Source organism: Pseudonocardia acidicola, from assembly GCF_012911935.1.
Taxonomy (GTDB): domain Bacteria; phylum Actinomycetota; class Actinomycetes; order Mycobacteriales; family Pseudonocardiaceae; genus Pseudonocardia; species Pseudonocardia acidicola.
In genome coordinates, this window is the sequence record NZ_JAAXLA010000005.1 from 80,704 (window position 1) to 107,351 (window position 26,648).

Consider the following 26,648-nt stretch of genomic DNA (forward strand, 5'->3'; position numbering starts at 1 on the left):
CGCGTCCATACCGCCCGGCAACCCGACCAGCAGGGCCCGCACATGCGTAAGGCCGTGCTCCCGGTATCCCCCGGGTCACACGGCCTCGCGACTCGCGGCACGCCCACGACGTCCCGCTGAACCGTGAGCGTAGCGGCGCCCGGCTCGTTCCCGCGTCGCGCGGCCCTGAAGTGTCGGGGCGGCGTGGCACGGTAGCCGCATGATCACAGCTCTGCCCACCCGACGGCGGGCGGAGGTCCTGCGGTGAGCGCCGGGGAGCCGCTCGACCGGCCGCGCCGGTCGAGGCGATCACCATCTCCGCGGCCCCGGGCGTGGTGCGCGACGCGGCCCTCCCTGGGCTCGGCGCACTGGCCACCCTGATCCGCGTGCCTCGATCACCGTCCACACCAGCGACCCTCACGCCGGCGCCGAGCTGATCGACGTGGTCTTGGCGGCCATGCTGAGCCACGGCTTCGCGCTGCTCGCGTCGATACGGCGCAGCTGGCCGAGCTCCCCGTGCTCCACGGGTGGGCCGCGCTGCTCGACCCCGCTGGCCACCGGGTGGAGATCATCGCGCCGGACGGAGGCTTCTACGACGGCGACCTGGGGGCGGCCGTGCCGCACGGCCGGCACCAGGCGCTCACCGATCGGGGCCTGCTCGTCGTGCTCGTCGCCAGCGACGTCGACCTGACCGCGACCGACCGCACCGCGCGGATCACGGCCGCGCAGCGGATCGGGGGCGTGGTCGGGGCCCAGGTAGCGGTCCGACCCGGCCCTGGTGAGCAACAGCCCACGCAGCAAACGCAGACAGACGTGGAGACGGAGCAGCCCATGAGCGACGACGAGCGGTGCGTCCACGACTTCCTGCCCGGGCAGTGCGCCCTGTGCAAGGCCCCACCACCGGGCGTGCGGCCCAAGGGCTACCGCATCCGGGGCGGCAGCGCCTACCACAACGACCGGGACTGTCCGTGGCTCGCCGCCGGCCAGAACTGGGCGCACCGGGCCGGGCTCCAGCTCCACGACATCGCACCCATCAGCTGGGCCGACGCGGAAACCCTCCTGGCACCGTGCCGCCACTGCTGCGACCCGCAGCGCCCTCCAGCGCGGCCCGGGTCCGCCCGCGCGGGGGCGTCTGGCGCGCGCCGCGGGCCCTGCCCGCGGCGCTCCGCACCCCGTGACCCACGACCGCAACCCACCCCTCGAGGCGGGCTCTGATCTGCGGTTCTGCCGCGCAGGCGACCATCAGCCGACGCTGTCCCGACGGTTTGTTGTCGGTGCCCGGCCCCACACTGATCACATGGTTTCCCCGGAGGAGGCGGGTACCCGGGCGGCCGACGGGCCCGGGTGGCGGGATCTCGCGGCGAACGTGCCGGGCATCAGCATCACCCACGAGGCCGCCCGCCGCCGGCACGCCGAAGGGGCCGGGGCGGACCGGTCCTGGCGGATCGGCGCGGACGGCGAGCACGTCATCGCCGGCCTGCTGGCCGAGCTGGCCACCCCGTCCCGGCTGGACCGGCTGCGCCGGCGCGGACCACGCTGGCGGGTGCTGCACTCGGTGCCGATCGGGCACGGCCGCGCCGACATCGACCACGTGCTGGTCGGCCCGCCCGGGGTCGTCACGATCAACACCAAGCATCACCACCGCGGCCGGCTCGTGGTCGAGAGCCATCGACTCATCGTCAACGGCCGCCGCACCGACTACATCACCCGCTCGCAGGCCGAGGGCGCATCCGCCACACGGGCGCTGCAAGCAGCACTCCACTACCTCGGGGAGCGCGAGCTGGCCCGCCAGCTCACCGTGCGGCCGATGATCGCAGTGGTCGGCGGAGTGCTGCAGGTCTGGGACTGGCCCGGCGACGTCAGCATCGTCACGACCACCTCGCTGCTCCGCGGGCTGCGCGCACTGCCCGGCCGATTCGACGCCCGCGAGGTCGACGCGATCTACGAGATCGCGCGGCGCTCCACCACGTGGCTCCACGTCTGACCACGAGGACCCGGTCGCCCCAGCCCGCCGCGGTGATCAGGCCGGGCCGTAGGCGATCGACGTGCCCGGCGGGGCCGGGGTGTCCGGGTCGGTCACCGGTTCCCCGTTCAGCCACACCCGGCCCGCGGCCAACATCGACTCGAACCGCTCCGGGTTCATCTTCGCGGCCAACACCCGCTCTCGTACTGTCCGCGGCTTCTCCACCTGCTGCCCGTCCTCGGCCACGGCTCCCAGCTGACGTCACCACGGGGCCGGCGCAGGGGGCCGAGGCAGCAGCATGGCCCTTCCGAGTCCTCTGCGGACTCGGCCCCGCCGGCGCCGGCTATGAACCCCCACCCGCCGACCAGCAGGACGCGAGTAACCCCTCATCAATCGGCGTCGGACACCGGTCGATCAGTCCGAGTGGAGCGACGCACGCAATGCCGCGACCTTGCGTGCCATCCCGGGCAGGCTCGGCGCGTCACCGATGCCGGTGTAGAACATATGTTCGAGTCTTGTGCTACTGTCCGGTCGCGGCGTCCGGGGTGGGGGAAGCACCCCGGACGCCACACCGCGTCGGAGGAGCCTTGGCCGTGGGCAGCGACAGTCGCTACGACCGGAACCGGCGGTGGGGGATCGCGAGGCTACCGAGGCCCGCGCGTTGCACACCATCGCCGAGCTGCTCGCCGGTCACCCCGGGCTCGTGACCGACCGGGCCGCCGCGGGACAGATCGCGCACATACTGCACAACACCGCGATCGAGCTGGACGCGGGCCGGCGGGTGCCGAACGAGGTACGCCGCGCGGTGCGGGCGCTGGCCGACGCGCTGCGCGTGGCGCTGGACCCGCGCGGGCGAACCTGACCACGGCAAACGGCGGGGAACCCCGGGCGGGCCTGCGCCTGGGGTCAGCCGCGCGCAACGTGGTGACGGGGAACGTGGCCTGCGCGTCGTCGACGTGCCGGCTCAGCTTCGGCCGGTGACGAGGTGGGCGGTGGCCTGGCCGTAGAACCGACACCGGCATCCCGCACGCGCCGGGCGGCGACGCCCCCGCATCCGGGGTTCCGGCGCCACCTGCTGGGATCGGCGCACAAGACCCCGAGCGCCCTGCCGCCGGGGCCGGGGCGGCGCGCGGTGCTCATGCGACCGCGGCGCGGGGTCAGCGGCCCTGACCGGGCTTCGGTGACGGTGGCGGGGGCGGTGTGGCGGGTCGTCGTCCGTTGCCGGTGCACATGTCGCGAGTCCCTCCACCTGGGCCGGCCGCGGTGGTGGTGCAGGCCGGCGTCTCTGCAAATCGGTGGCCGCCGGGGTCTGGGGCGGGAATGTCGTCGGAACATACCGCACGGTATGAGATGTGGGCCACACTTGATCGCCCGAATGTCCGGGCGTCCGCCGCGCGCTTGCGTCCGAACGGCGAAAGATGGAAGAACGGCCACCCGGACACAGGGCGCGACACGGTACGAAAGGCCGGGGTTCCCCGGCCGCCGACGGGGTCTCGCCGGTACCGTCCGCACACGACGATCGGCGGCGGATCGGGGGTGCGGGTGGACGCGGATGCGGGCGGAGACGACACCACTCCCGGGGTTCCGGCGGCCGAGCGGACGCCCGACCGCGCGCGCGTCACCCGGCGGGCCCTGCTGATCGCCGCGGCCGACCAGTTCTACGCCGCCGGCTACCACGGCGCGTCGCTAAGCGAGATCGTCGCCGCCGCCGGGGTGACCAAGGGCGCGCTGTATTTCCACTTTCCCGGCAAACGCGTCCTTGCCGAGGCGGTCATCGCGGAGGTGAAGGCCACCTTTATCGCGGGGGTCGCCGAGGTCACCGGGCGCGGCCTGGACCCGCTCGACACGCTGCTTGTCGAATCCGACCAGGCCGTGGCGCGCCTGCTCGGCGACCCCATCGTGCGCGGCGGCACCCGGCTGCTGCACGATCCGCTGCTGCGCTCGCTGCAGACTGCCAACCTCGCCGGCCGCCAGTACGGCTACGCCGAGTCGGTCATCGTCACCCAACTCACCGCCGCCGCGCAGGCCGGGCTGCTGCGCCCCGGCCTCGACGCCACCCGGCGCACCCAGCTGGCCCAGTGGATCGTCGCCACGATCGCCGGGCACCACACGATCTGCGATCTCACCGGCGCCGATGCCGAGTTGTGGGACCGCGTCACCGCGATGTGGCAAGCCCTCCTCCCGATGATCGCCATCGACCCGTGGCTGGATCGCTGGCGCCGCAGCGACTGGTGCCGCCGACCCCGGCCCCTTCGCACCCCGACCTGAGCGCCCCACCAACCGCACCGGGAAGGCCACCGGCGGCCCCTACCGCAGACGCGATCACCCGCGGTGCCCCCGACGCCGCGGGGACTACTCAGGCCCTGGAAAGTTGGGGGGTTCGCGTCTCGACGTGGTGAATGGAGGCTCAGAGCGACTGGGCCGGTCATGGTCGAGCGACGGAGCTTGCGCAGCTCGTCGGCTATCTGGTCGCGGACCTGCACCTCGTGATGTGGCGCGCGGCGGTCGCCCTTCTTGGGGGGCTCGCCGGGGATGGAGAAGTGCCGGGTCCGCGCTGCGCGCCCGGTACCGATGCCACCGGCCGGCCCCGCTCTCCAGGTACCCGTCCACGGACAACATCCTCGTCCGGCTGGTGAGGGCTGCCGAGGTGGCCTTTCTCCGCTGGCGTCTCTGCAGGTCAGCTGGGCCACCGGCTCGAGCTCCCCGAGCCGCCTACAGCCCCAACATGGTGGCGACGTTGTCCTCCCACGCGGTCTCGGCCCGCACGTAGGCGCCGAGGGCGGCCAGCGCGACGACAGGAAGGCTGGGGCGTGGATGGCGGGCCGAGAACGCCGCATGCCCGGCGAGCGATCGTTGGTCTGGCGCCGACGAACAGGTTTCCCCGTGGCTGGGGCCTGGGCTGCGAACCCGGCGCTCGCTGTGTCCCGGACGTCGCTCGTATCCGCAACACACACCGGAGGTGATCGCAGTGGCCGCGAGGTGGTCAGAGGTCTTCACACGATCTCGGATGAGCCCCGGGGTGTTCGGCGTCAGCGCTGACTATCGGGCGGCCGTACGTGACTGGCTGGCGCAGCAGGATGTCCCCTCCCTGGTCAGCCGCGGCATGTATGCGTCCACGGTGTACGGCTGGGCGGTGCTGGACGGGGGCATCACCGAAATTCATCGCTACGGGTGGGCTTCGTTGCCGTCGGAAGTCCGCGTGGTGGGGTGGCAGACCCTGCGCCTGCTCATCGACCAGCTCGTCCTGATGGGGCCCACACGGGTTCTGCCCGGCGAGGTGTTCATCGCCACCGCGGAGCTGCGCCGCCGCCACGCCGGCCAGGCTGCGCGGGACGAGGCGGCCCAGCGGCGCGCCGAGCTGCTGGCCTCGTGCGTGGACGGGACGACGATGCGGGCGGGGACGTGGCGGCCGCCGCGGCGGTCGACGTCGGCGGGGACGAGCTGATCGCGTTGCCGATGGCGCTGATCACCAGCAGCCCACCTACGACACCCAGACTGATCTTGACCCAGCGCTTCGCTGGAACCTCCGTCGCGCGCGTCCCGAGGAAGGGGAGCGCGTCGATCGGAGCATCGCACCGGGCGGGCAGTGTGTTTCCGGTGGACACGCGAGAGCCCCCGCACCCTGGGGCGGGGGCTCCGCGTGCGAGAGGAGTCAGGATTCCGAGCGGGCCGGTCTGCCCGCCACGGTGCGGCGCGTCTGCGCGTAGTTCTCGACCTGGCCCTTGATGTACCAGCCGGGGACGACGGGCTCGGGAAAGTTCGGCCGCTTGCCGGCGCGCGCCTCGGCCTGCATCTCCGACCAGCGCTGCTGGCTGACCTTGCAGATCTCGGCTGCTTCCTTCGTCGACGCGAGCTCGGGGATGCCGGACGGCAGGCTGCGGCGACGGTCCAGCTCGGTCTCCGACAGCGCGGCCAGTTCCTCGGTCCGGATCTCGGTGTCCTCGTCGACCGCGTGGACGGCGGCGTAGGCGTAGTGCTCGAGCGCGGAGAGTCGGTGGCCATAGTCGCCTTCGATGTCGGCGCCGATGAGCCAGCCGAGGAGCAGGCCGTCGTCGCCCCAGGTGGCCATGAGCAGCTGGCCGGACATCTTGCCGGCGATCTGTTCGCCGACTCGGTAGGCGGCTGATGAGTCGGGGATGGTCGGCCGGTCCGCGGTGACGTGGACGCTGAGGCTCGTGATCGGCATGCGGCTGATCATCGCACTTAACCCAGTAGCCCTACAAGGATTCAGCTCGGCGGGTCCACTGATCCCCTAGTTGAAAACGATTGCCGGTAATCAAACTTATGACAGTGAGCGAGCCAGAGCAGGACCAGGTGATGGCGGCGATCGTCGAGGCAATGGCGATGGGGCGCGGCGGGGACGCCGCTCACGCCCGCGCGCGGCTGGTCCTGCTGTGGGAACAGGTGGGCGTGCCGGAGATCCGCCGCATCGGTGCACGATCGGTCATTACCTGGCTGACCTGTGCGACGACGCCGCTGAGGCTCTGACCTGGGACGTGCGTGCACTGGACGGGGCCGACGCGTTGACCGACGACCGCGCCAAGGCGCACCACGCGTCGTTGAGCGTGGCCGGGTTCTACCCGTCGCTGCACCTCAACCTCGCCGACGACTACCGTCGGCTCGACTCGTTCGCCGCTGCGTCGCGGCACTTGGACGAGGCGAGGCGACGGCTGGACGTCCTCGGCGACGATGCCTACGGCCAGACCGTGCGAGCCGGAGTCGACCACGTCGCCGCAGCGCTGGCTGCCAGCTCGACCGAGCGGCTGCCGAGCCACTGAATGTGTTCAGGGAGCCGGACCCGGTGACCTCCGTGCCGGGACCCACCATGGCCTCGGCCATGCCGGGCCCCCGCGCCTGCTGGCTTGAAGCGTTCAGGAGAGAGCGAACGGCGGTGGGCCGGTGACGGTCGCGCCCTTCGGCGCGAGCCAAGCCACCAGCTGCTGCACCTTCTCGTCCGGTACCGGTCCCGGCATAGGAAGCTCTCCGTCGAACGCCGATGAGTCAAGGACCGTGCCCGTCGCGGGATAGAACTCTTCGAAACCAGCCGGCGAGATGATGAGGTAAAAGTGCGCTTGATCGGAGGCCACGCGGAAGGCGTGCTCGCGATTCGCGGGCAAGTGGAGGATCTGCCCGGCCTCCACCATCTGTGACTTGCCCTCGCACCATCCTTCGAGCGCGCCGTCGACCACGATGAACGTCTCAGACTCACGAGTGTGCAGGTGGCGTGGAGTCATGCATCCCAGCCGACCTCGCTCCTCCGCGACTGCGAAGTTGCCGCCCGTGGCCTGCCCCGGCAGCACGACCCGGACCAGAAAGCTGAGATGGTCGATGGTGGACACGCTCGACGGGTCAACATGAACTGGCTGGCCAGCGGCTAACTGCGTCATCACGGCAGAGTAGCCAGGCGGTAGCCAGGCGGCAGCCCACTTTCTGCTGGCTGCTGGGGTCGGGCTCGGAATCGAGAACAGGCGTGCCGCATGTCTGCTCGCCTATCCGGATGCGCCCACCAGCGCGCGCACCGGGGCACCCAGAGCAGGCAGACGGCCGCGGACAGTGCCCCGGCCGCCGGCCACGCCCCGAGATCAGCTCTGGCGGAGGGCGCCGTCCAGCCCAAGCGTGTCGATCTCGTCGAAGGACAGCAGCTGCGTCGGGTCGGCCTTACGGACCTGCGCAACAATGAGTTTCGCGATCAGTTCCGGGGTGCGCGCCCCGACCTACGCGGTGCTGGTCGCGTCGGCGCCGGCGGCGTCCGGGCCGACGTAGAAGTCCTCGACCAGCGCTACCGACGGCACGCGTCCCCAACCGAACCGGCCTCGTCGCCCTCGGCGTCGCGCTCTGCGTCATCGCGCACCTGGTCGGCCAGCGCGGCTGGCTGCTCGTGGCGGCGCCCGCCGCCGTCGCCGCGGGCACGCGGCTCGTCCACGGGGTGAGCTCGCGCCGGAGGATCGCCGTCCGCCAGCCCCAGGGCTCACCGCACCTCGCCCAGGGGCCGGAGGCGGGCGGGGTCGAACGGGGTCAGGTCGGTGCTCCGCGCGTGCCCGGCGACAATGAGCTCGGCCAGTGCCTCGCCGGTCGCCGGGGCCTCCAGCATGCCCCAGACGCTGTGGCCGGTGGCCACGTAGGCACCGTCGACGCCGGGCACCCGGCCGATCAGCGGCAGCCCGTCCTGGGTGACCGGGCGGTGGCAGGCCTGCCGGACCAGGATGCGGTTCCGGTCGAAGGCCGGCGACAGCCGGGCGCACAGCGCCTCGAGCCGGCTGATCGCCACCGAGTCCGGGGTGACCTCGGCGGGGTCGGCCGGCAGCGGGGCCCGCTCGGAGAACGCGGTGACGTAGGTCGTCCCGTCCGCACGGGGGAACACCTCGGGCGTCAGCACGGCGCCGGTCTCCTCCTGGTACTCCAGGAAGAGGGCGTCCGGTGGTACCGCCGTGCCGGTGTCGAAAACGAGGCTGTGGCCTCGGTCGGGGACGACGCCGGGCAGCGGCAGCCACGCTGCCGCACGGGCCGTCCACGGCCCCATCGCGATGACGACGGCGTCGGCGGGGACGGGGGCGCCGTCGACCTCGGCACCGGTGGCCCGCGAGCCGTCGCGGACCACGCCGGTGACCCGGCCGTGCCGCAGCTGGGCGCCCCGGCGGCGCGCCGCGCCCAGCACGGCCTCGGTGAACCGGGCCGGATGGATCACCGCGGTGTCCTCGGGCGTGCCCAGCCGGCCGGCGACGACCACGGCATCGCTGAGCCAGTCCAGGGTGATCGGGCCGCGGCCCGGCGCGGCCCGCCCCGCCGGGACGTAGCCTGCGTACGCGGTCACGCCGTGGAACGCCCAGTCGGCGTCGACCTCGTCCGGGAGCCGGGCGTGCAGCTCGAAGCTGCGGCGGGTGAGCGCGTCCAGCGGGGTCCCGGCGTTCCAGTCCCGGGCGAGGAACGCCCCCGAGCGGCCGGACGCCGCGCAGGCGACGCCGGTCTGCTCGACGACGGTCACCTCGACCCCGCCGCGGGTCAGGAAGTACGCAGTGCAGACGCCGATCACGCCGCCGCCGCAGATCACCACCCGCATCGGCTGCCGGTCAGTCCGCGATCCGCCGGGCCACCGCGTCCCGGCCCAGCAGGCCGGCGCCGACCACCAGCTCCTCCAGCGCGGCGGTCCAGCTGTCCCAGTACGCCCGCTCGGGCCGGTCGGCGATCGCGTCCACGAGGCAGCGGCGGAACGGGGCCCAGTCGCCGTCGAAGCGGCGCTCCACCACCCCCGCGGCCAGGCCGAAGACCCGGCCCTGCCAGGGCGCGTCGAAGACCGGCTCGCCGTTGCGGCGCGGCGGGGCCGCCGTCCCGTCCAGGTCGAGCCTCACAGGACCGCCACCCCGACCATCGAGTCCCGGGTCACCAGCGCGGCCAGCTCTGGCTCGGACAGGCCCTCGGTGCCGGGGGGCCGCTCCGGCAGCACCAGGTACCGGCTCTCGGCGGAGCTGTCCCACACCTGGATCTCGACGGACGCGTGGAGCGGACAGCCCATCTCGGCGAGCAGGGTCCGCGGCTCGCGCACCATGCGGGCGCGGTACGGCGGGTCCTTGTACCAGTTCGGCGGCAGCCCGAGCACCGCCCACGGGTAGCAGGAGCACAGCGTGCACACGACGACGTGGTGCACCTCGGGGCCGTTCGCCACGACGGTGAGGTGCTCGATCTCCGGCCCCTGGATGCCGAGCTCGTGCACCGCCCGGGTGCCGTTCGCGAGCAGGCGCTCCCGGTAGGCCGGGTCCACCCAGGCCCGCGCGACCACGCGGGCGCCGTGCATCGGGCCGAGCTGGGTCTCGTACGCCTGCTGCACCGCATCGATGTACTCGGGGCTGACCAGCCCCTGCTCGGCGAGCAGCTCCTCCAGCGCGGCCGCGCGGCGTTCGACCGGCGCCGGCGGCGTGCCGTGGTGGTGGCCGGTGGTCATGGGTGCACCCCCGGTGGTCGTGGTACGTCGCCGGTTGCTACGGCGTCTCCAGGTAGCTGTCCCAGAGGTCGGCGTTCAGCCGGACGCCGGTCTGCCGGTCGCCCCAGACCTCACCGGCGTCGAACCGGACCGTGTAGACGCCCTCCCGCACCCGCCGCGGGGCGTGGACCTCCACGTCGGGCAGGCTCACCGCGCCGTGGCGCCGCAGCACCGTGCCGACGTGCCCGCGCAGGTACCCGGGGCATCGGGTGTGGCCCAGTGGATGCCACTGCCGGACCCGGACGCGGTCACCGGCGGTGAACCGCGCCGCACCGGTCCCCGGGTTCTCGACCCCGTGCACCCGGGGCGGGTGGGCGAGCGGGAAGGGGCCACCCGCCCGCTTCTCCAGCTGCTCGGGGCTGAGCAGCCCCGTCTCCACCGCGGTCGTCGCCGCGGCGGTGAGCCAGTGCTCGTAGTACGGGGAGCCGAGGTAGTGCACCGGGTCCATGCGCTCCACAGCGTACCGGAAAGAGGACAACGTGTAGTTCGGGGCCCGCGCCGACGCCGCGGAGACCAGCACCATCGCGGCGGCCTCCCAGCGGGCTCGGAAGACCGGCTCGCGGGGGTCGACGAGGACGGCGCCGAAGTCCATCCGGCCGCCCAGGTCGTGGGGACCGTCCACGGACCCCAGTGTGACAGCGCGCGAGGCGGCGGGCCACCCGGTGTCCGCGGTCCGGACGCGTGGGCAGGCTGGGTATTGCCCGCCTCGGACGGCCGCGCCATGATCCCTAGGAAAGACCGCCACGGCGGTTCGATCAGGAGGGCCTGCCCATGCCCTGGGTTACCGCAGACGATGGTTGCGACATCTATTACGAGACCCACGGCAGCGGGCCCACGGTCGTCTTTGCGTCCGGCTTCATGGGCATCACCGACATCTGGCGGGCGCAGATCGACGCACTGTCGGACAGCTACCAGTGCATCGCCTTCGACAACCGGGGAAACGGGCGGTCGGAGAAACCGCTGCCGAAGATCGCGTACGGGGTCGAGCGGCACGCACGCGACCTGGAAGCAGTGCTCGACGCGGAGGGCGTCACCCGGACGGTCCTCGTCGGGCACTCCATGGGTGGCAACACCGCATCGACGTACTACTTCGCCCACCCCGGCCGGGTCGCCGGCATCGTCTACGTCGGGTCGTACGTCTCGGGCAGCCAGATCCGCGACGTCGGCAACACCCTCGAGGCCATCAAGACCGCGGTCGCCACCCCAAGCGGACGGGTCGGGTTCTACCAGGCGGTCGGCCTTCCCGAGGAGATCGCAATGGAGTCCGCGAAGTGGCCGCTGTACTCGGTGCTCGGCAACGCCGAGTCGTTCATCGCCTTCGACATGACCGACAAGATCTCCCAGATCACCGTGCCCTGCCTGATCCTGCACGGAGACAACGACATCGTCTCACCGCTGGACCCCTGCGGATACGGACTCCGCGACGGCCTCCCGGACGCTACCCTGGAGATCTTCGAAGGCGTGAACCACTGTCCCGCGGTGGAGGCGCCCGACAAGGCGAACCGACTGATCGCCGATTTCTTGAAGAAGGTTCATGCCAGCTGATCCTGCACGCAGCCGATCCTCGGCATCGGAAGCTGTGTAGCGGCAGTTCTCGCGCTCACACGTCCGCCAGTTGAAAACGATTTCCGATAATCATCCTTATGACAGAAATGGTTCTTCTGCTCCGTCCCTCTCTTCCCCCTCTCTGTCGGTTCAGGTACCTGCTGGGGACCGATCGCGACCCGGGCCGCAACACCACCGGTACGGAGCAGACTGAGGCATGCTCATCGGCATCGTGCTCGTCAGGGTCGTGGCGGCCCTTCGGCCCGCACGCCGTGCTCACGTCTTCCTCCATCAGAGCGGCCATCACCTGCAGCCCGATGCCGACCGCGAGGGCCAGCAATCGCATTCCCCGATCTGATGGCGGGAATCGGCTGGCCGCAGGTCGCCTACCAGGCGCTCTGCCTGGCCGGGCCGGTCCTGCTGCCCCACAACCGTGAGCCTTACCGCAGGCTGATGTGGATCATCAGCCTGCTGCTGGTGCTGCTCGGCATGCTGACCGTGCTGGTCCTGGCCGTGAGGGTCCCGATGCCCGACCTGCCGGTGCCTCCGCAGCTCCCGGTGTCGCAGCTGCTGCTGTAACTCGAGCTCGTCTCACAGACGCGCCGGCGCCGCCGCTCCCCGGTGGCCGGGGCCGGCGCGTTCCGGTTACTTGTAGTCGGTGAGGTCGCGGCAGTCCGCGAACTCCGTCGGCCCGAGGGGTGTGAACCACAGCGAGCGCTGAGTCTGCCGCTTCATCCGCGACCGGTGCCGCTGCGTGGGGTCGACCCAGCAGAACGTCTCCACCTTCGCCATACCGAGCGCGGCGGCCTCGTCGAGCGCCGGGTCCAGGTCGCTGTCGTGGGACGCGAGGATCACCAGATCGATGTCGTGCTGGCGGGCCTCGCGGACGAGCGCGAGCGCGCAGAGGACGTCGACGCCCTTCTCCCGGGGCGAGCCCTTGACGATCCACTTGCCGTCCGGGCCAGAGGCCTTCCGCCCGGTCGCGTCGCGTTCGTACTCGTACTTGAGCGGGCGCATCTGGACCCGTACCCGCGGGTCGCGCTCCCACTGGGCCTTCTGCGCCTGGTTCCGGGCGTGGCCGTTCGGGTCGTGCATGGGCGACGGCTCGCCGCGGTAGACGCGTACCCGCGACAGGGTGGCGTGGGCCATGCCTGGCTTCTGGCGCTCGTTGCGGACCCGGATGAGCTGGTTGCAGAAGTGCAGCGGGTCGACCAGGGTCTCGTGCCGACGGAGGTAGGGCTCGAACAGCTCGTGGCCGGTCAGGTGGACGTTCTGGTAGTCGATCACGACAGCAGCGCGCAGAAGACCGGTGATGGTGTCCCCCCACGAAAAAGCCCCGCCAGTCCCGGAGGACGGCGGGGAACTAGGGGTCTAACTATACACAGATGTGCTCAGATGTGCTCTGCCTATCGAGCCATCGTGGACAGTGGCTCCCATGCAGGTCAGGACTGGCGCTCGCCGCGCCGCCGGCCCAGGGCGCGGCGAGCGTGCAGGGTTGCTAGGCCCGCGCGAGCCGCGGGAAGGCTCGCGGTCCGACTGGGCGGGACCGGTCGGCGTCGTAATGTCAACCCGCGAGGTGGGTGGCCAGCACCCTTCTTCGGGATCGCGGTGATCGCAGCTCGTTCCTTGCATGATCTGCCCAGCCGACGGAGAACTCGCAGCTCACCGCCTCACCTTCACCTGATTCAGACCCTGGGCGTCAGGCGCCACGTGTGCGAGACGGCGGCGCCAGGGGAACGTGCCAGTCGAGTTGAGCGGTCAGGGCTTCATCGGGGATTCCGGGGGATCGAGGTGGCCGGGGGGCTGTCCTGCCCTTGGTCGGGTCCGGCGCGCTCATCCGAGCGCTGGCGGTGATGTTGGCTTGCACGCGTTCGCGGCGGAGCTGCTCATAGGTGGCGAACGCGCCGGCGGGATCCGGTCGATCGCGCAGCGCCTTGGCCAGGACGACCGCGTCCTCCAAGGCCATGGAGGCGCCCTGCCCGGTGGCGGGGGAGGCGGCGTGCGCGGCATCCCCGATGACGATCACCCGGGTGCGGTGCCAGGTGGGCACGTCGGCCAGGTCGTAGGCATTGGTAACCAGCACCCGCCGGGCGGCGTCGACGATGCCGGCCGCCGGGGTCGCCTCGTGCTGCAGCAGGGCGGACAGTTCGGCCTTCCAGCGGGTGGTGGTGCCGGAGGTGAGGGCGCGGCGGGGCAGCTCGTCGTCGACGACCCGGGCGAACCACCAGGTGTCCTGCTGCTCGGTGACGATGTAGCCGAAGGCGGCGGCGCCGCGGATGACCTGGAAGCAGTCCGGGTTGCTGCGGACCGTGTTGCGTGAGTAGCCGTAGAAGACGCGCTGCCCGACGTAGCGCGGTGCCGGGGCGGCCGGGTCGATCAGAGCCCGGACAGTGGAGTTGAGGCCGTCGGCGCCGATCAGGATCTCGCCGGCGGCGCGGGTGCCGTCGTGGAAGTCCGCCGTCACCCCGCCCCGGTGCTGGATCACGCGGATCAGCCGTTTGTCCCGCTGGATCGGGATGCCGCGACGCTGGGCTTCCTGTTGCAGTGCGGCGCACAGACCCGCCCGGGTGAGGTATCGGTACCGCGTGGCGGGATCCTGGTGGTCCCCGAGCGGGACGGTCGCCACCTCGGTTCCCGCGCCGTTGCAGACGCGCATGGTAGTCAGGGGTGGGCCAGCCTCGGCGACCACCGCGTCGGCGTCGATCTGCTGCAGGGCGCGCATCCCGTTGCTGGCCAGCGTCAGGAAGGCCCCGCCGTCCTGGCTGTTGTGGGGATGGGCCTCGTAGACGGTGGCGTCGAGGCCGGCCTTCTGCAGGGCCAGGGCCGTTGCCACCCCGGCGATCCCACCGCCGATGATCACAACCGGGGTCATGACGTCCCTTCATCCGTGCGTGCCCCGGAATCGGCTGCCGGAGCGAGACCGCGCTGCTTCACCCTCTCCAAGGTGCCTGCCAGCTCCACGAGCACTTGACGCAGGCCCGGTTTACGCATTGGATGCACGATCCCCCGCTCTACCAACAACGATATTCAATGCCGATAATCTAGATTATGACAGTGAACGAGCCAGGCCGTACCGCTGGCGCGGGGTCGCGGCCCCCGGATGCAGCCGGTGCACGCGGGCCCGCTCGACCACCTCCTGACCGAACCCGTCCCGGATGTCGATCGACGAGTGCGGCGGCGTCGTCGTTGACGTGCCGAGCGAGGGCCCGGGCAGCGGCATCGTCGCCGAAATACGTGCCGGGACCGGAGATCGACAGCATGGCGACCTCGATGCCCGTGCGGTCCATGAGGTCGAGTTTCTCGTCGATCGACCACCTGGGCCAGGCGGGCGGCCCGTCGGGGCTGTGGTGCCCGGCTGCGGTCGCCGCCACCACGTACCCGCGGGTGAGGAAGTGCGCGTGGACGTCGACCAGGGGTCTCGTATCGTCATCCGACTCGCCCCGACGGGGAGTCCTTCGCCCGTCCTCGCGCGTCGTGCGGGAGGTCGGCGTAGTGCCACTGATGGTCGCGGGCGCGTTCGCACGCTTCCTCGAGATCGCCGCGTTCGAGCACGACCAGCAGCTCCTGGTGCTCGTCGGCGATGGCGCCGAGGTCGAGATCCGCGGCCACGATGGTCGCCGACGTGCGGATGCCGATCTGGAGCGCTTCCCACGAGTGCAGCAGCAGCCCGTTGTGCGCCGCCTCCACGATGTGCCGGTGGAAGGCGACACTCGCCGCCGAGGAGGCGTCGGCGTCGTCGGACTCCGCGGCGGCGCGCATGGCGTCGATGTCGGCGTGTAGCGCATCGAGCGGCAGCGACCCGCTGAGTATCGCCAAGCGTGTCGCCGTCTCCTCGAGAGCTGCGCGCACTACGTAGCTCTCGCGCAGGGTCTGCTGGATGAAGGGGCGAACGAAGGTTCCACGGCGGGGCCGGACCTCGACCATCCGCATGGCCTCGAGCGCGCGCAGCGCCTCCCGCACCGGGGCCTGGCTGGTGCCGTATTCGGCGGCGATCGCGGTCTCGACGAGCCGGGTGCCCGGCTCGATCGCACCCGAGGTGATGCGCCTGACGAGGGCGTCCCGGATGCGGTTGGCGAGCGTCTCCCGCCCCACGCCCGGGGTCTCGTCTGCACTGCTCACGGCTCGAGGGTAGCCCAAGATCACTTACCATCGATTATCGATAAATGCTTGCCGCCGTGTCGGCCGCCACATACCTTCTGAACCATCGATCGAGTGCGGCCGTGGCCGGAGTCGTCGTCAGCGAAGCTCAAGGAGGAGCTCAAGGAGGAGCTGCATGCTTCTGGTCTGCAGGACGTGCCCCCGCGATCGCCGCGACACCGGGTCGTTCGGAGACGCGGTCCGCGCTGTCACCCGCGCGCCGGCCGCCGACGACGAGGCACCCACCAAGGCGCTGTACGTGAACTGCCTGGGCGCCTGCGACCTGCCGGGCAACGTCGCGCTGGACGGCATCGGCAAGTCGCGCGTCCGGTTCTCCGGGCTCGCCGCCGAACAGGTCGCCGACCTGCGGACGGCATGCGCCGCCTACGACGCGTCCCCGACCGGCGATCCCGGCGAGTGGGACGTGCCGGCCGATCTTCGACCAGCGATCTCGGGGGTCGCCCCCAAGCGCGGCCCACGTAGCTCAGCACGACCGTAAGCGCACGTCAGGAAGCCCACAGAACAAGGAGAGTGCAGCGTGGCACGATTGTTGTTCACGAACGTCAAGGTCTTCGACGGCTCCGACGGCCCGGCGCTGCCGGGCGAGGTGCTCGTCGAGGACAACCTCATCACCCGGGTCGAGCACACCGTCGGCGCCATCGAGGCCCCCGACGCCGAGCGGATCGACGGCAAGGGCGCGTTCCTGATGCCCGGTCTGGTCGAGGCGCACTCGCACCTGAGCTACGGCAACGTGGCCACGCTCGAGCAGCAGGGCGACATCCCCCCCGAGGAGAACGTCCTCAACACGATCAAGGCCGCCGAGCTGATGCTGATGTCCGGCTTCACCTCGCTGTACTCGGCCGCCTCCGCCCGGATGCGCACCGACGTGGTCGTGCGCAACGCGATCGACTCCGGCCAGTTCCCCGGCCCCCGCATCCGCGCCGCGTCGCCGGAGATCACCTGCACCGGGGGGCTCGGCGACGCCCGGCTCTACCACCAGGACCGCACCACGTTCTCCCTCATCGCCGACGGCGAGCTGGAAATGCGGAAGATCATCCGTACGGCCTGGCGCGAGGGCGTCGACGTGATCAAGCTGAACCTGTCCGGCGACGGGTTCGTCCGCCCTGGCAACGGTGAGCAGACCGCATACACCGAGCAGGAGGTCGCCGCCGCCGCGCAGGAGGCGCAGCTGCGTGGGTTGTGGATGGCGGCCCATGCCCGGTCGGACAGCTCGGTCAAGCTGGCCCTCAAGTACGGGTTCCGCAACATCTACCACTGCGACTACATCGAAGGTGAGACGTTCGATCTGCTGGAGGAGAAGAAGGACTCGATCTTCCTCGCGCCGGCGATCGGCATGATCTACGCCTCGGTCCACGAGGGCAGCCCGTGGGGCCTGACCCCCGAGGTGAACGAGGTCATCGGCTACAAGAAGATGCTCGATACGTGCCCCGGCGTGTACGCGGAGCTGCAGAAGCGCGGGCTGCGCATCATGCCGGGCGGCGACTACGGGTTCGCCTGGAACCCGATCGGCAACAACGCCCGCGACCTCGAACACTTCGTCGAGCTGCTCGGCTTCTCCCCCACCTACACGCTCATGTCGGCCACCAAGTGGGGCGGCGAGTGCATGGGTATCGACAACCTCGGGATGATCAAGGAGGGCTGGCTCGCCGACGTCCTCCTCGTCGACGGCGACCCGCTCGACGACATCCGCATCCTGCAGGACCGCGACAACATCGTGATGGTGCTCAAGGACGGCGTCATCCACAAGCGCGACCTGCGCTACTTCGACCCGGCGGCCGCCGATCGTGGCGCGACCGTCGAGACCGCTGAGAGGATCGCCTAGAACGATGGCAGTGCACGACGTAGCAGTCGAGGTCACGGGGTCCGGCCCCGGGCTTCTCCTCATCCCCGGCATCGGGGCCACCGGCAACATCTTCGGCCCGCAGGTGGGCGCCCTGAGCCGATTCTTCACCGTCATCCGGCCCGACCTCCGCGGATCCGGCCGCAGCGCGACGACCGGCACGATCAGTACCGCGACGCTGGTGGAGGACCTCGTCGCGGTGATCGACCAGCACGGCGGCGGCGCGCCGGTCGACGTCGTCGGGTGGTCCTACGGCTCGGTCCTCGCCCAGCACCTCGCCGTCGGGCATCCGGGCCTGGTGCGCAGCTTGGCCCTGCTCGGTCCGCTCGGTGCCCCGTCCGAGCAGGGTCGCGCCGGACTGCGGCAGCGCGCAACGACGGCCCGTGAGCAGGGCATGGTTTCCATCGCCGACGCGACCGTCGAGGTCGCCACGTCGGCCAGCACCCGGACCAACCGGCCGGAGGTCGCCGCGTTCGTCCGGGAACTGGTCATGCGGCAGGACCCCGAGGGCTACGCGCAGATTTGCGAAGCCACGGCGGCGAGCGAGCCCGCCGAGGTCGAGCACATCGACTGCCCCACGTTGCTGATCACCGGCGACGAGGACCTGACCGGGCCACCGCCGGTCGCACGAGCACTGGCCGACCGCATCAAGGGCTCGCACCTCGAGGTGCTGTCCCGGTGCGCGCACTGGCTCACCCTCGAACGTCCTGTCGAGGTCACCGACCTGCTGCTGAACTTCTACTTCGGCCCCGCTGCCCACTGACCCGGAGAGATCACCATGGAATTCATGCGCCTCGGTCCGCGCGGACATGAGCGTCCTGTCGTCCGTCAGGGCGACACGGTCCACGACATGTCCTCGCTGACGAACGACATCGACGGCATCTTCTTCGACGACGGCGGGATCGGTCGCACCCGAACCGCACTGGCGGACGGGTCGCTCCCGGTCATCAGCGGTTGGGAGAACGAGCGCGTCGGTGCGCCGGTCGCGCGGCCCGGCGCCGTGATCTGCGTCGGGCAGAACTACGCCGCACACGTCGCCGAGTGCGGCCTGTCCACCCCGGAACACCCGGTGGTGTTCCTCAAGCACCCCAACACCGTCGTCGGCCCCTACGACGACGTCGCGATACCGCGCGGGTGCACGCACACCGACTGGGAGGTCGAGCTCACGGTGGTCATTGGCCGCCGCGCGCAGTACGTCGACTCCCCCGAGGAAGCGCAGCAGTACATCGCCGGTTATACGATCAGCAACGGCGTGTCGGAACGCGACCTGCAGAACAACAGGTCCGGTGGGCAGTGGACCAAGGGCAAGACAGCCGCGACGTTCTGCCCCGTCGGCCCGGTGCTCGTGCCCGCGGACGAGATCGACCCGCAGGTGCTCGACATCCGGTCCTTCGTCAACGGGGAACCCCGCCAGGACTCCAACACCAAGGACATGATCTTCAAGGCGGCGTGGCTCGTCTCGGACCTGTCGCAGTACATGATCCTGGAGCCCGGCGACATCGTCCTGACCGGCACGCCGGGTGGTGTCGCGCTCGGCGGCCGGTTCCCCTACCTGCAGGAGGGAGACGTCGTCGAGGTCGAGATCGAGAAGCTCGGGCGGCAGCGTCAACAGCTCGTCGCGTGGGACAAGGCGTGATCTGCGCCGTCGTCACCTATCGCGTTCGGCCCGGCCGGGAAGACGAGGCGGTCACGCTGTTCGGTGAGCTCACCGCCGCGAGCGCGCAGGAACCGGGATGCCTGACGTTCCGCGTGCACCGCTCGGAGGAGGACCCGCAGGAGTTCCTGCTCTACGAGCGCTACCGCGACGACGCCGGACTCGAAGCGCATCGCAGTTCCGAGCACTTCACCACGCTGGCGGTCAACGGGCTGTTCCCGTTGCTCGAGAGCCGCGAACCGCGCCTCTACCGCCCACTGCCCGACCAACGGTCCCAGACATGAGGTCGTCCACGGCCGTCGCCGTCCTCGGTCTCGGCATCATGGGCGGACCGATGGCGAACAACCTGCTCAGGGCCGGTTACGACGTCATCGGCTACAACAGAAGCCCCGCCAAGGTCGCGAATTTCGTCGAGCAGGGCGGACGCGGCGCGGAGACGATCGCCGCCGCGGTCCACGACGCCGACGTCATCGTCACGATGCTGCCCGACTCGCCGGACGTCGAGCAGGTCGTGGCCGGTGAGGACGGTGTGCTCGAGCACGCCGCGTCCGGGGCGTTGTGGATCGACGCCAGCACGATCCGGCCCGACGTCACGGTGCGCATGGCCGCCGCAGCAGCCGACAAGGGCATCCGTGCTGTTGACGCGCCGGTCTCCGGTGGTGAGGCCGGGGCGATCGAGGGCAGCCTGTCGATCATGGTCGGCGGCGCGGCCGCCGACGTCGACGCGGCCCGCCCGATCCTCGAGGCCATGGGCACCACCGTCGTGCACGTCGGTCCCGCGGGGTCCGGTCAGACGGTGAAGGCCGCCAACCAGCTCATCGTGGCTGGCACGATCGAGCTGGTCGCCGAGGCGTTGGTGTTCCTCGATGCGCACGGCGTCGATGCGGAGGCCGCGGTGAAAGTTCTCGCCGGTGGTCTTGCGGGAAACCGGATCCTGGACCGCAAGGCGGCCGGGATGATCGCCGGCGACTACACACCCGGGTTCCGCGTCGACCTGCACCACAAGGACCTCGGCATCGTCACCGCCGCGGCCCGCGAGGCCGGCGTCGCCATCCCGCTCGGGGTAGTCGTTGCCCAGCTGATGGGAGCCCTGCGTGCGCGTGGACACGGATCGCTGGACCACTCCGCGTTGCGGCTGCTCGTCGACGAGCTGTCCGGCCGGGCCAGGTCCTGACCGCGCGGACTGCCTCACCCGCACACGAGCGTGCTCCCGAGGGTGGCATCGGCACATGCTCAGCCTCCGTCCTGCGTGATCTCCCTCCGGCGTGGGGGTGTGGCGGGTCCAGGCCTGAGCTGGAACGGCGGCGTTGCAGGAAGGCCCGCTCGGTCTGGTTGGCGGTCAGGGCGATCGCCTCGTCGCAGGAGGCGAGGGCTTCTGTGATCCGTCCGAGCCGGGCCAGCAGGTCGGCCCGGGTGGGGCGTCTTCTCATTCCGTGTAGCGGGCGGTTACGCACGCTCCTCGACGGGACTGCCCCGAGTTCAGTTGACTCGTCGGGTGCGGCGGTCAGGCCGCGGTAGCGGCGTGGGTGAGTGTCTCGTATTCGACGGGTGTGAGTCGGCCGAGGCGGCGTTGCCGGCGGCGGCGGTGGTAGGTCCTCTCGATCCAGGTGATGATCGCCAGCCGGAGTTCTTCGCGGGTGGTCCAGCGCTGGCGGTCGAGGACGTTTTTCTGCAGGAGAGCGAAGAAGGACTCCATCGCGGCGTTGTCGGCGCAGGCGCCGACCCGGCCCATCGACCCGACCAGCCCGTTGTTGTTCAAGGTTCGGACGAAGGCATTCGAGCGGAACTGACTGCCGCGGTCGGAGTGGACCACGGTGCCGACCGGGTCTCGCCGGATGATGGCGTTGCGCAGCGCCGCCACCGCGAGGGAGGCCTTCATGCGGGAGTCGATGGAGTAGCCGACGATCCGCCCGGAGTAGACGTCCTTGATCGCGCAGAGGTAGAGCTTGCCCTCGGCCGTGCGGTGTTCGGTGATGTCGGTCAGCCAGAGGGCATTGGGCGCGGTGGCGGTGAACTGGCGGTCGACCAGGTCGTCGTGCACCGGCGGGCCGGCCTTGCGGGTCAGGCCGGGCTTCGTGGCGAAGACCGACCAGATCTGCTGTTGCGAGCACAGCCGGGCGACCCGGTTCTCGCCCACCGTCAGGCCGCGTTCGCGCAGCTCGTCGGCGATGAACCGGTAGCCGAACGCGGGGTCGTCGGCGTGGATGTCGTAGGCGGCGTTGATCAGGTGTGCGTCGTCCCAGTCGCGCTGACTCACCGGGTTCTTGCACCAGGCGTAGTAGGCCTGTTTCGAGAAGCCCAGTACCCGGCAGGACACCGCGACGGGGATCTTCTCGGCGGCGAGTACACCGACCAGCGGGTAGCTCATTGTGGGAGCACGTCGCGGGCGAAGTAGGCCGTCGCCCGCCGCAGGATCTCGTTCTCCTGCTCCAGCAGCTTGTTGCGCCGGCGCAACTCCCGCAGCTCCGCCGACTCGTCCTTGCTTCCCCCGCCCCGATCGGTTGAGGCCGGCGGCGCGAGTCCGTCCTCGCGGTCGGCGATCTTCAGCCAGCGCTGCAGACAGGACTCCGAGATCCCGAAGTCCCGGGCGATCTGCGCCATCGACGCCTCGCCCTTGCGAGCCACGGCGATGACGTCACGACGGAACTCCGCCGGGAACGGCTTGGGCACGATGCTGATCCTTCCAGCGAGGCCGCAGCCTCACAGGCAAGGAGTCAACCGAACCGGGGGCAGTCCCCACCAGGGGCTCGGCGTGCTGCGGCCCGTCACCGGCTTGACCGAGGCCGACGGCCGGTCCCGACGGGCCCCGAGTTCATCGGCCACGTCCGCTGGGCGTCGACGCCACGGCCGCGCACGTGGGGCATACCCTGGTATCAAGATCACGTGCCTCAACCAGGACAGACAGCGTTGGTGCTGCCGGTTCCTGCTGCTGATCCGCTGCTGACGGCGGTGGCAGCCCAGTACCCGGACACGGTGCGCGAGGGTCTTCCCGCGCATCTCACGGTGCTGTATCCGTTCGTGCCGGCCGACGAGTTGGACGCGTCGGTCATCGAGGCGTGCGCCCGGATCGTGGACGGTCTCGCGCCGCTTCCCGTGCGCTTCGCACGTTGCCGGGCGCGACCCGGGTTGATCTACCTGGCCCCCGAGCCGCCCGACCAGGTGCAACGACTACTCGAGGCGGTCTGGGCGAGGTGGCCCGACATTCCCCCCTACGGTGGGAAGTACGCGGACGCCTCGGCCCACGTGAGCATCGCTCTCGGCCCCCAGGAAGCGGATCGGGACGCGATCGTGCGCCTTGTCGAACCGCTCTTGCCGATCAAGTCGCGGCTTGCGGAACTCCAGGTCGCAGTACTCGGTGAGGGAGGCTGGGCGATTCGCAGCAGACTTCCGTTTGGCGGTCGGTGAGGTCAATATCCCGCAGCGGTTCGATCCTCGGTTGCAGCGATGCGCCGGTCAGCGAAGGCCTGCGAGACTCTCGCCAACTGTCGACGGCGGCTCCAGACTGACCCCCTAGCGTCGGATTGGGATTGACCCCCTCTGCTCGACACTGAGGGGGTGTTGTCCGTGGATGCTGCTGGCCTTACCCCGGTCGGTCGGGTTGCGACCGGTCAGCTCGCCCCCCCTTTTCGCCCGCACCGACTTCGCCCGCACCGACACCGCGTCGATGCGGGCGCGTGACCAGTCCAGCAGTTCGGCCTCGGACAGCTCGTCGAGCACCCGCCGGTGCAGCCGGTCCCAGACCCCGGCGGCCTCCCACTCCCGCAGCCGACGCCACGCGGTGTGCCCGGAGCCGCAGCCCAGCTGCGGGGGCAGGTCGCGCCACCGGCAGCCGGTGTGCAGCACGAACAGGATCCCCTCCAGCGCGGCCCGGTCGTCGATGCGCGGGCGCCCACCCGGGCCGCAGGACGGGGCGGGATCAACGGCTCGATCAGCTCCCGGAGCCGATCCTCGACCAACCGCTGCTGCTTGCGTACCGCCACGCCGAATGAAGATCAACGATCAAGGCGTGCAGATCACGTACCGACACGCCAGGTTATGACACCAGGTCTTAAGGCAGCGGGCCTGAGTAGGGCGGCCAGGTTGGTGCTGGATGAGGTGGCCTGATGCTCCCTTCAGCGAGCGGCGAGTTCCCGACGGGCCAGGGCATCGCGATGAACCTCGTCGGGTCCGTCGGCGAGGCGTAGGTAGCGGGCCTGCGACCACAGCATTGCCAGGGGCAGGTCCTGGCTGACGCCGGCGCCGCCGTGCACCTGGATGGCCTTGTCGATGATCCATTGCACGGTGCCGGGTGCGGCGACCTTGATAGCGCTGATCTCGGTGCGGGCGGCCTTGGCGCCGGCGGTGTCCATCATCCAGGCGGCCTTGAGGGTGAGCAGCCGCAGTTGCTCGATCCGGACGCGGGATTCGGCGATCCAGTGTCGGATGATGCCCTGGTCGGCGAGTGGTTTACCGAACGCGACCCGGCGGTTGGCGCGGTCGCACATGAGTTCCAGGGCTCGTTCGGCCATGCCGATCAGGCGCATGCAGTGGTGGATGCGGCCCGGGCCGAGGCGGGCCTGGGCGAGGGCGAAACCGCCGCCGCGTTCACCGAGCAGATTGGCCGCGGGGACCCGGGCGCCGTCGAAGACGATCTCGGCGTGGCCGCCGTGGGCGCCGTCGTCGAAGCCGAAGACCTCCAGGCCGCGGAGCACCTCGACTCCGGGGGTGTCCCGCGGGACGAGCACGATGGACTGTCTGCGGTGGGCGGGGGCGTCGGGGTCGGTCACGCCCATGACGATGAGCAGCCGGCATTGCGGGGCGAGGGCGCCGGTGGACCACCATTTGCGGCCGGTGATGGTGAAGCCGTCGCCGTCGGGGGTGATACGGGTGCTGATGTTGGTGGCGTCGGAGCTGGCCACGTCGGGCTCGGTCATGCAGAACGCGGATCGGATCCGGGCGTCGAGCAACGGCTCCAACCAGTCCTGGCGCTGCTGCTCGGTGGCGGCGATGGCCAGCAGTTCCATGTTCCCGGTGTCGGGAGCGGCGCAGTTCAGCGCCTCGGGGGCGATGAGCGGACTGCGACCGGTGATCTCGGCGAGTGGGGCGTACTGGGCGTGGCTGAGCCCGGGGCCGTAACGGGGGTCGGGCAGGAACAGGTTCCACAGCCCGCGGCGGCGGGCCTCACGGGTCAGCTCGGCCATCACCGGTGGCCGGTCCCATCGGTTCTCTGCGCCGGCGGTCTGTTCGTGGAACACCGGCTCGGCCGGGTAGACGTGGCTGTCCATGAACTCGAGCAGCTGCTCGCGCAGGTGCTCGGTCTTCGGGTCGTGGCCGAAGTCCATCAATCCTCCAGGCAGGCGTGACCGCGCTCGACGACGTGCGGCACCAGGCCGCCGATGCGGTCGAAGCCGGCCCCGACGGTCTCGCCGCGGGTGTGCCGGTAATGGATGCCCTCGCAGATCACCGCGAGCTTGTAGTGGGCGAAGGCGAGGTACCAGGACAGCGCGCCGAGGTCGGCTCCGGTGCCGGTCGCGTACCGGTCGAGCAGTCGGGCGCGGCGCGGAAACGCAGGATGGTCGCCCGGGGTGGCGGTGATGACGGTCTCCAGACCGCTGACCCCGTCCCAGAACATGATGGTGGCGGCGAGGTCGGTGAGGGGATCCCCGAGCGTGGCCATCTCCCAGTCCAGGACCGCGCGCACCCGCGCCGGGCCGTGGGCGTCGATGATGACGTTGTCGAGCCGGTAGTCGCCGTGCACGATCGCGGCCGGCGCCTGCGGCGGGGTGGTGGCGACGAGCCGGTCACCGAGCCGGTCGAATCCGGGGATCTCGCGGGAGCAGGAGGCGTCGAGCTGGGCTCGCCAGCGGCGCAGCTGACGGTCGAGGTAGCCGGCGGGCCGTCCGAAGTCTGAGAGGCCGACGGCCGCGGGATCGGTAGTGTGCAGCGCCACGAGGGCGTCGATCAGGGCGTCGGCCATCTTCGTGGCCGTGGCGCGGGAGCATGCGGCGAGCTGGTCGTCGTCGCGGTGGACGATGCCGTCGACGTGCTCCATGAGGTAGAAGGGCGCCCCGATGACATCGGAGGTGTCGCAGCGGGTCACGGTGCGCGGCACCGGGACCGCCGAGTCGGCCAGCGCGGTGAGCACGCGGTGTTCGCGGCTCATGTCGTGCGCCGTGGCCAGCACGTGCCCAAGCGGGGGGCGGCGTAGCACCCAGCGGTGGATGTCGTCGGTGACGGAGTAGGTGAGGTTCGAGCGCCCGCCGGCGAGTAGCCGGGCGCGCAGCGGGCCTGCCGGGTGTGCGCCGGTGTCGGGCAGCTGGCGCAGGTGGCGCGCGAGGGCGGTGAGGTCGAGTCCGGGCAGGTCGGGAGCCGCGGGGGCCGTGCCGGAGCCGGTGGCTCCGGCACGGCCCGCGCGCGGGACGGTGTTCACGTCGTGCGGCTCACTTCGCCGGCGGGAGGACGCGGCGCTCGATCAGGACCCGCAGCCAGTGCCGGAAGGATTCCTCGGTGTCCCAGGTCTCGGTGAACCCGGCCTGCTTGATCTTCACGGTGCTGACGAAGGCCGGAGGCGGGGGCTCCTCGGCGCCGTAGGCCATGCAGAAGTCGGCGTAGTGGTGCGACTCGCCGAGGATGTCGGTGATGCTGTTCTGCCGCAGCCCGTACTTGGCGACGATCTTGTCCCACACGTCGGCCTTGGTGGGCAGGTACTCGCCCAGCGACACCGGCTTGTCCGGGCCGAGCTCGACGCCGAGCTCCTCGGCGAACGCCGGCCACAGGTCACGCCAGGCGAAGACCTCGCCGTTGGTGAGGTTGAAGTGCTGGCCCGCCGCCGCGGGCGTCTCGGCGGCCCAGCGGATCGCCCCGGCCACCAGCCGGCAGTCCACGGCCTCCCAGACGTAGGGGATCCCGCCGGGGAAGCCGAAGGGGCGGCCCTCCTCCTTGCAGATCGCTGCGTAGACGCCGATGACCGGGGGCAGGTTCATCACCACGCCGGTGCTCGGGCCGACGATCAGCTGCGGGCGGAAGATCGTGACGTCGAAGCCCTTGGCCGCGGACTTGTCCTTGATGTAGTCCTCCTGCAGCCAGTAGAAGTTCGCGTGGTCGTCCCGTGGGAAGCGCTCGCGGGCCGGCACGGGCATCGGGTGCAGGTGGATGCCGTAGGCCTTCGTTCCCTGCAGCAGCGTGACGTGCTTGAGATTCGCGACCTCGGCCAGCGGTTCGATCAGGTTGCGCAGCATGGCCAGGTTGGTGTCCATCTGGTCCGGCTCGGTCCAGCCCGCGATCAGGCCCGGCTTCTCGTAGACCGCGGTGTAGACCACGTGCGTGACCCGGCTCAGCCCCTGGACCGCCGCCTGTGTGCCGGCCTCGTCCTGCAGGTTGATCGGGAGGTGCTGGAAGGGCTTGTCGCTGAACACCTCGGGCTTGCGCCGGGAGACCGCGATGACCTCCCAGCCGTCGTCGAGGAACTTGTCGACGGTGGCGGCGCCGACCAGACCGCTGGCCCCGGCGATGAGAACGGTATTCGCCATTGCGCTCTCTCCTGTGAGTAGGCGTG

At 70.8% G+C, this 26,648-nt stretch carries 31 protein-coding genes and 1 pseudogene; 16 read left to right on the forward strand and 16 right to left on the reverse strand.

The window, feature by feature from the left end; all coding sequences use genetic code 11:
* Nucleotides 1-396: 396 nt before the first annotated feature.
* A complete protein-coding gene (locus HF526_RS04445) occupies nucleotides 397-837 on the reverse strand; it encodes a hypothetical protein (protein ID WP_169379951.1) in 441 nt (146 codons plus the stop codon).
* A gap of 439 nt (nucleotides 838-1,276) precedes the next feature.
* On the opposite strand from HF526_RS04445, the gene HF526_RS04450 reads away from it, so the two are divergent.
* Nucleotides 1,277-1,963 (forward strand): nuclease-related domain-containing protein, encoded by a 687-nt coding sequence (locus tag HF526_RS04450; RefSeq protein ID WP_169379952.1) that lies wholly within the window; start codon nucleotides 1,277-1,279, stop codon nucleotides 1,961-1,963.
* A gap of 36 nt (nucleotides 1,964-1,999) precedes the next feature.
* Here the strand turns inward: HF526_RS04450 and HF526_RS04455 are convergent, their stop codons facing one another.
* Nucleotides 2,000-2,188: a hypothetical protein gene (locus HF526_RS04455; protein ID WP_169379953.1), complete on the reverse strand. Its 189-nt coding sequence runs from the start codon at nucleotides 2,186-2,188 to the stop codon at nucleotides 2,000-2,002.
* A gap of 382 nt (nucleotides 2,189-2,570) precedes the next feature.
* Between HF526_RS04455 and HF526_RS04460 the strand changes: the two genes are divergently transcribed.
* The 3 genes from HF526_RS04460 (at nucleotide 2,571) to HF526_RS04470 (ending at nucleotide 5,387) form a co-directional block, all read left to right on the forward strand.
* A complete protein-coding gene (locus HF526_RS04460; protein ID WP_169379954.1) occupies nucleotides 2,571-2,804 on the forward strand; it encodes a hypothetical protein in 234 nt (77 codons plus the stop codon).
* 674 nt (nucleotides 2,805-3,478) lie between these two features.
* Complete coding sequence (locus HF526_RS04465; protein ID WP_169379955.1) at nucleotides 3,479-4,210, forward strand: TetR family transcriptional regulator; 732 nt, start codon at nucleotides 3,479-3,481, stop codon at nucleotides 4,208-4,210.
* A 751-nt stretch (nucleotides 4,211-4,961) separates the two neighbouring features.
* The gene (locus tag HF526_RS04470) at nucleotides 4,962-5,387 is read left to right on the forward strand and encodes a hypothetical protein (protein ID WP_211176769.1); all 426 of its coding nucleotides are present in this window, start codon (nucleotides 4,962-4,964) and stop codon (nucleotides 5,385-5,387) included.
* Nucleotides 5,388-5,594: 207 nt separating this feature from the next.
* Here HF526_RS04470 and HF526_RS04475 read toward each other — a convergent pair whose 3' ends face one another.
* Nucleotides 5,595-6,128, reverse strand: a complete 534-nt coding sequence (locus tag HF526_RS04475) for a hypothetical protein (RefSeq protein WP_169379957.1) — start codon at nucleotides 6,126-6,128, stop codon at nucleotides 5,595-5,597.
* A 104-nt stretch (nucleotides 6,129-6,232) separates the two neighbouring features.
* On the opposite strand from HF526_RS04475, the gene HF526_RS35095 reads away from it, so the two are divergent.
* Both HF526_RS35095 and HF526_RS35100 read left to right on the forward strand, forming a co-directional pair.
* Nucleotides 6,233-6,430: a hypothetical protein gene (locus tag HF526_RS35095; RefSeq protein WP_239028276.1), complete on the forward strand. Its 198-nt coding sequence runs from the start codon at nucleotides 6,233-6,235 to the stop codon at nucleotides 6,428-6,430.
* An 8-nt stretch (nucleotides 6,431-6,438) separates the two neighbouring features.
* Complete coding sequence (locus HF526_RS35100; RefSeq protein WP_239028277.1) at nucleotides 6,439-6,720, forward strand: hypothetical protein; 282 nt, start codon at nucleotides 6,439-6,441, stop codon at nucleotides 6,718-6,720.
* A 93-nt stretch (nucleotides 6,721-6,813) separates the two neighbouring features.
* Here the strand turns inward: HF526_RS35100 and HF526_RS04485 are convergent, their stop codons facing one another.
* The 5 genes from HF526_RS04485 to nthB all read right to left on the reverse strand — a co-directional run bounded on the left by HF526_RS04485 (nucleotide 6,814) and on the right by nthB (nucleotide 10,539).
* Nucleotides 6,814-7,329: a cupin domain-containing protein gene (locus tag HF526_RS04485; RefSeq protein ID WP_169379958.1), complete on the reverse strand. Its 516-nt coding sequence runs from the start codon at nucleotides 7,327-7,329 to the stop codon at nucleotides 6,814-6,816.
* A gap of 581 nt (nucleotides 7,330-7,910) precedes the next feature.
* Entirely contained in the window at nucleotides 7,911-8,999 is a 1,089-nt protein-coding gene (locus HF526_RS04490) for an NAD(P)/FAD-dependent oxidoreductase (RefSeq protein WP_169379959.1), read from the reverse strand.
* A gap of 10 nt (nucleotides 9,000-9,009) precedes the next feature.
* Nucleotides 9,010-9,288, reverse strand: coding sequence for an SH3-like domain-containing protein (locus tag HF526_RS04495; RefSeq protein ID WP_211176770.1), 279 nt, complete (start codon nucleotides 9,286-9,288; stop codon nucleotides 9,010-9,012).
* Nucleotides 9,285-9,878: a nitrile hydratase subunit alpha gene (gene nthA, locus HF526_RS04500; protein WP_169379960.1), complete on the reverse strand. Its 594-nt coding sequence runs from the start codon at nucleotides 9,876-9,878 to the stop codon at nucleotides 9,285-9,287. The genes HF526_RS04495 and nthA overlap by 4 nt, the downstream gene beginning before the upstream one ends.
* 37 nt (nucleotides 9,879-9,915) lie before the next feature.
* Entirely contained in the window at nucleotides 9,916-10,539 is a 624-nt protein-coding gene (gene nthB / locus HF526_RS04505) for a nitrile hydratase subunit beta (RefSeq protein WP_169379961.1), read from the reverse strand.
* Between the two features lie 149 nt (nucleotides 10,540-10,688).
* Between nthB and HF526_RS04510 the strand changes: the two genes are divergently transcribed.
* From HF526_RS04510 to HF526_RS04520, 3 genes are all read left to right on the forward strand, one after another.
* Nucleotides 10,689-11,462, forward strand: a complete 774-nt coding sequence (locus tag HF526_RS04510) for an alpha/beta fold hydrolase (RefSeq protein ID WP_169379962.1) — start codon at nucleotides 10,689-10,691, stop codon at nucleotides 11,460-11,462.
* 217 nt (nucleotides 11,463-11,679) lie between these two features.
* Nucleotides 11,680-11,820: a hypothetical protein gene (locus HF526_RS04515; RefSeq protein ID WP_169379882.1), complete on the forward strand. Its 141-nt coding sequence runs from the start codon at nucleotides 11,680-11,682 to the stop codon at nucleotides 11,818-11,820.
* Entirely contained in the window at nucleotides 11,820-12,041 is a 222-nt protein-coding gene (locus HF526_RS04520; RefSeq protein ID WP_169379963.1) for a hypothetical protein, read from the forward strand. Before HF526_RS04515 ends, HF526_RS04520 begins: the two co-directional genes overlap by 1 nt.
* Nucleotides 12,042-12,107: 66 nt before the next feature.
* On the opposite strand, the gene HF526_RS04525 is transcribed toward HF526_RS04520, so the two are convergent.
* The 3 genes from HF526_RS04525 to HF526_RS04535 form a co-directional block, all read right to left on the reverse strand.
* Entirely contained in the window at nucleotides 12,108-12,749 is a 642-nt protein-coding gene (locus HF526_RS04525; protein ID WP_169379964.1) for a PIN domain-containing protein, read from the reverse strand.
* A gap of 412 nt (nucleotides 12,750-13,161) precedes the next feature.
* On the reverse strand, nucleotides 13,162-14,334 hold the full coding sequence (locus HF526_RS04530; RefSeq protein ID WP_169379965.1) for an FAD-dependent oxidoreductase: 1,173 nt from the start codon (nucleotides 14,332-14,334) through the stop codon (nucleotides 13,162-13,164).
* A gap of 554 nt (nucleotides 14,335-14,888) precedes the next feature.
* Nucleotides 14,889-15,581: a GntR family transcriptional regulator gene (locus tag HF526_RS04535; RefSeq protein WP_169379966.1), complete on the reverse strand. Its 693-nt coding sequence runs from the start codon at nucleotides 15,579-15,581 to the stop codon at nucleotides 14,889-14,891.
* A gap of 154 nt (nucleotides 15,582-15,735) precedes the next feature.
* On the opposite strand from HF526_RS04535, the gene HF526_RS04540 reads away from it, so the two are divergent.
* Genes HF526_RS04540 through HF526_RS04565 form a run of 6 tightly spaced genes read left to right on the forward strand, consistent with a single transcriptional unit; the run spans nucleotide 15,736 to nucleotide 20,288 of the window.
* Nucleotides 15,736-16,098, forward strand: coding sequence for a DUF1636 family protein (locus HF526_RS04540; RefSeq protein ID WP_169379967.1), 363 nt, complete (start codon nucleotides 15,736-15,738; stop codon nucleotides 16,096-16,098).
* Between the two features lie 39 nt (nucleotides 16,099-16,137).
* Complete coding sequence (locus tag HF526_RS04545; protein WP_169379968.1) at nucleotides 16,138-17,442, forward strand: amidohydrolase family protein; 1,305 nt, start codon at nucleotides 16,138-16,140, stop codon at nucleotides 17,440-17,442.
* 4 nt (nucleotides 17,443-17,446) lie between these two features.
* On the forward strand, nucleotides 17,447-18,223 hold the full coding sequence (locus HF526_RS04550) for an alpha/beta fold hydrolase (protein ID WP_169379969.1): 777 nt from the start codon (nucleotides 17,447-17,449) through the stop codon (nucleotides 18,221-18,223).
* 15 nt (nucleotides 18,224-18,238) lie between these two features.
* On the forward strand, nucleotides 18,239-19,096 hold the full coding sequence (locus HF526_RS04555) for a fumarylacetoacetate hydrolase family protein (RefSeq protein ID WP_169379970.1): 858 nt from the start codon (nucleotides 18,239-18,241) through the stop codon (nucleotides 19,094-19,096).
* Nucleotides 19,093-19,398, forward strand: a complete 306-nt coding sequence (locus tag HF526_RS04560; protein ID WP_169379971.1) for an antibiotic biosynthesis monooxygenase — start codon at nucleotides 19,093-19,095, stop codon at nucleotides 19,396-19,398. The genes HF526_RS04555 and HF526_RS04560 overlap by 4 nt, the downstream gene beginning before the upstream one ends.
* On the forward strand, nucleotides 19,395-20,288 hold the full coding sequence (locus HF526_RS04565; RefSeq protein WP_169379972.1) for a 2-hydroxy-3-oxopropionate reductase: 894 nt from the start codon (nucleotides 19,395-19,397) through the stop codon (nucleotides 20,286-20,288). The genes HF526_RS04560 and HF526_RS04565 overlap by 4 nt, the downstream gene beginning before the upstream one ends.
* 330 nt (nucleotides 20,289-20,618) lie before the next feature.
* On the opposite strand, the gene HF526_RS04570 is transcribed toward HF526_RS04565, so the two are convergent.
* Nucleotides 20,619-21,784, reverse strand: a protein-coding gene (locus tag HF526_RS04570; protein ID WP_169379973.1) for an IS3 family transposase whose coding sequence is annotated in 2 segments (ribosomal slippage) — nucleotides 20,619-21,490 and nucleotides 21,490-21,784 — 1,167 coding nt in all. Because the reading frame shifts where the segments join, the coding sequence is not laid out codon by codon here.
* A gap of 240 nt (nucleotides 21,785-22,024) precedes the next feature.
* Between HF526_RS04570 and HF526_RS04575 the strand changes: the two genes are divergently transcribed.
* Complete coding sequence (locus HF526_RS04575) at nucleotides 22,025-22,519, forward strand: 2'-5' RNA ligase family protein (RefSeq protein ID WP_338051295.1); 495 nt, start codon at nucleotides 22,025-22,027, stop codon at nucleotides 22,517-22,519.
* Nucleotides 22,520-22,684: 165 nt separating this feature from the next.
* On the opposite strand, the pseudogene HF526_RS04580 reads toward HF526_RS04575, so the two are convergent.
* The 4 genes and pseudogenes from HF526_RS04580 to HF526_RS04595 form a co-directional block, all read right to left on the reverse strand.
* Nucleotides 22,685-23,094 (reverse strand): annotated as a pseudogene (locus HF526_RS04580) (transposase); the annotation flags it as partial.
* A 132-nt stretch (nucleotides 23,095-23,226) separates the two neighbouring features.
* Nucleotides 23,227-24,435, reverse strand: a complete 1,209-nt coding sequence (locus HF526_RS04585) for an acyl-CoA dehydrogenase family protein (RefSeq protein ID WP_169379976.1) — start codon at nucleotides 24,433-24,435, stop codon at nucleotides 23,227-23,229.
* Complete coding sequence (locus tag HF526_RS04590; protein ID WP_211176777.1) at nucleotides 24,435-25,454, reverse strand: phosphotransferase family protein; 1,020 nt, start codon at nucleotides 25,452-25,454, stop codon at nucleotides 24,435-24,437. The genes HF526_RS04585 and HF526_RS04590 overlap by 1 nt, the downstream gene beginning before the upstream one ends.
* Before the next feature lie 79 nt (nucleotides 25,455-25,533).
* Entirely contained in the window at nucleotides 25,534-26,622 is a 1,089-nt protein-coding gene (locus HF526_RS04595) for an SDR family oxidoreductase (protein WP_169379978.1), read from the reverse strand.
* Nucleotides 26,623-26,648: the final 26 nt, after the last annotated feature.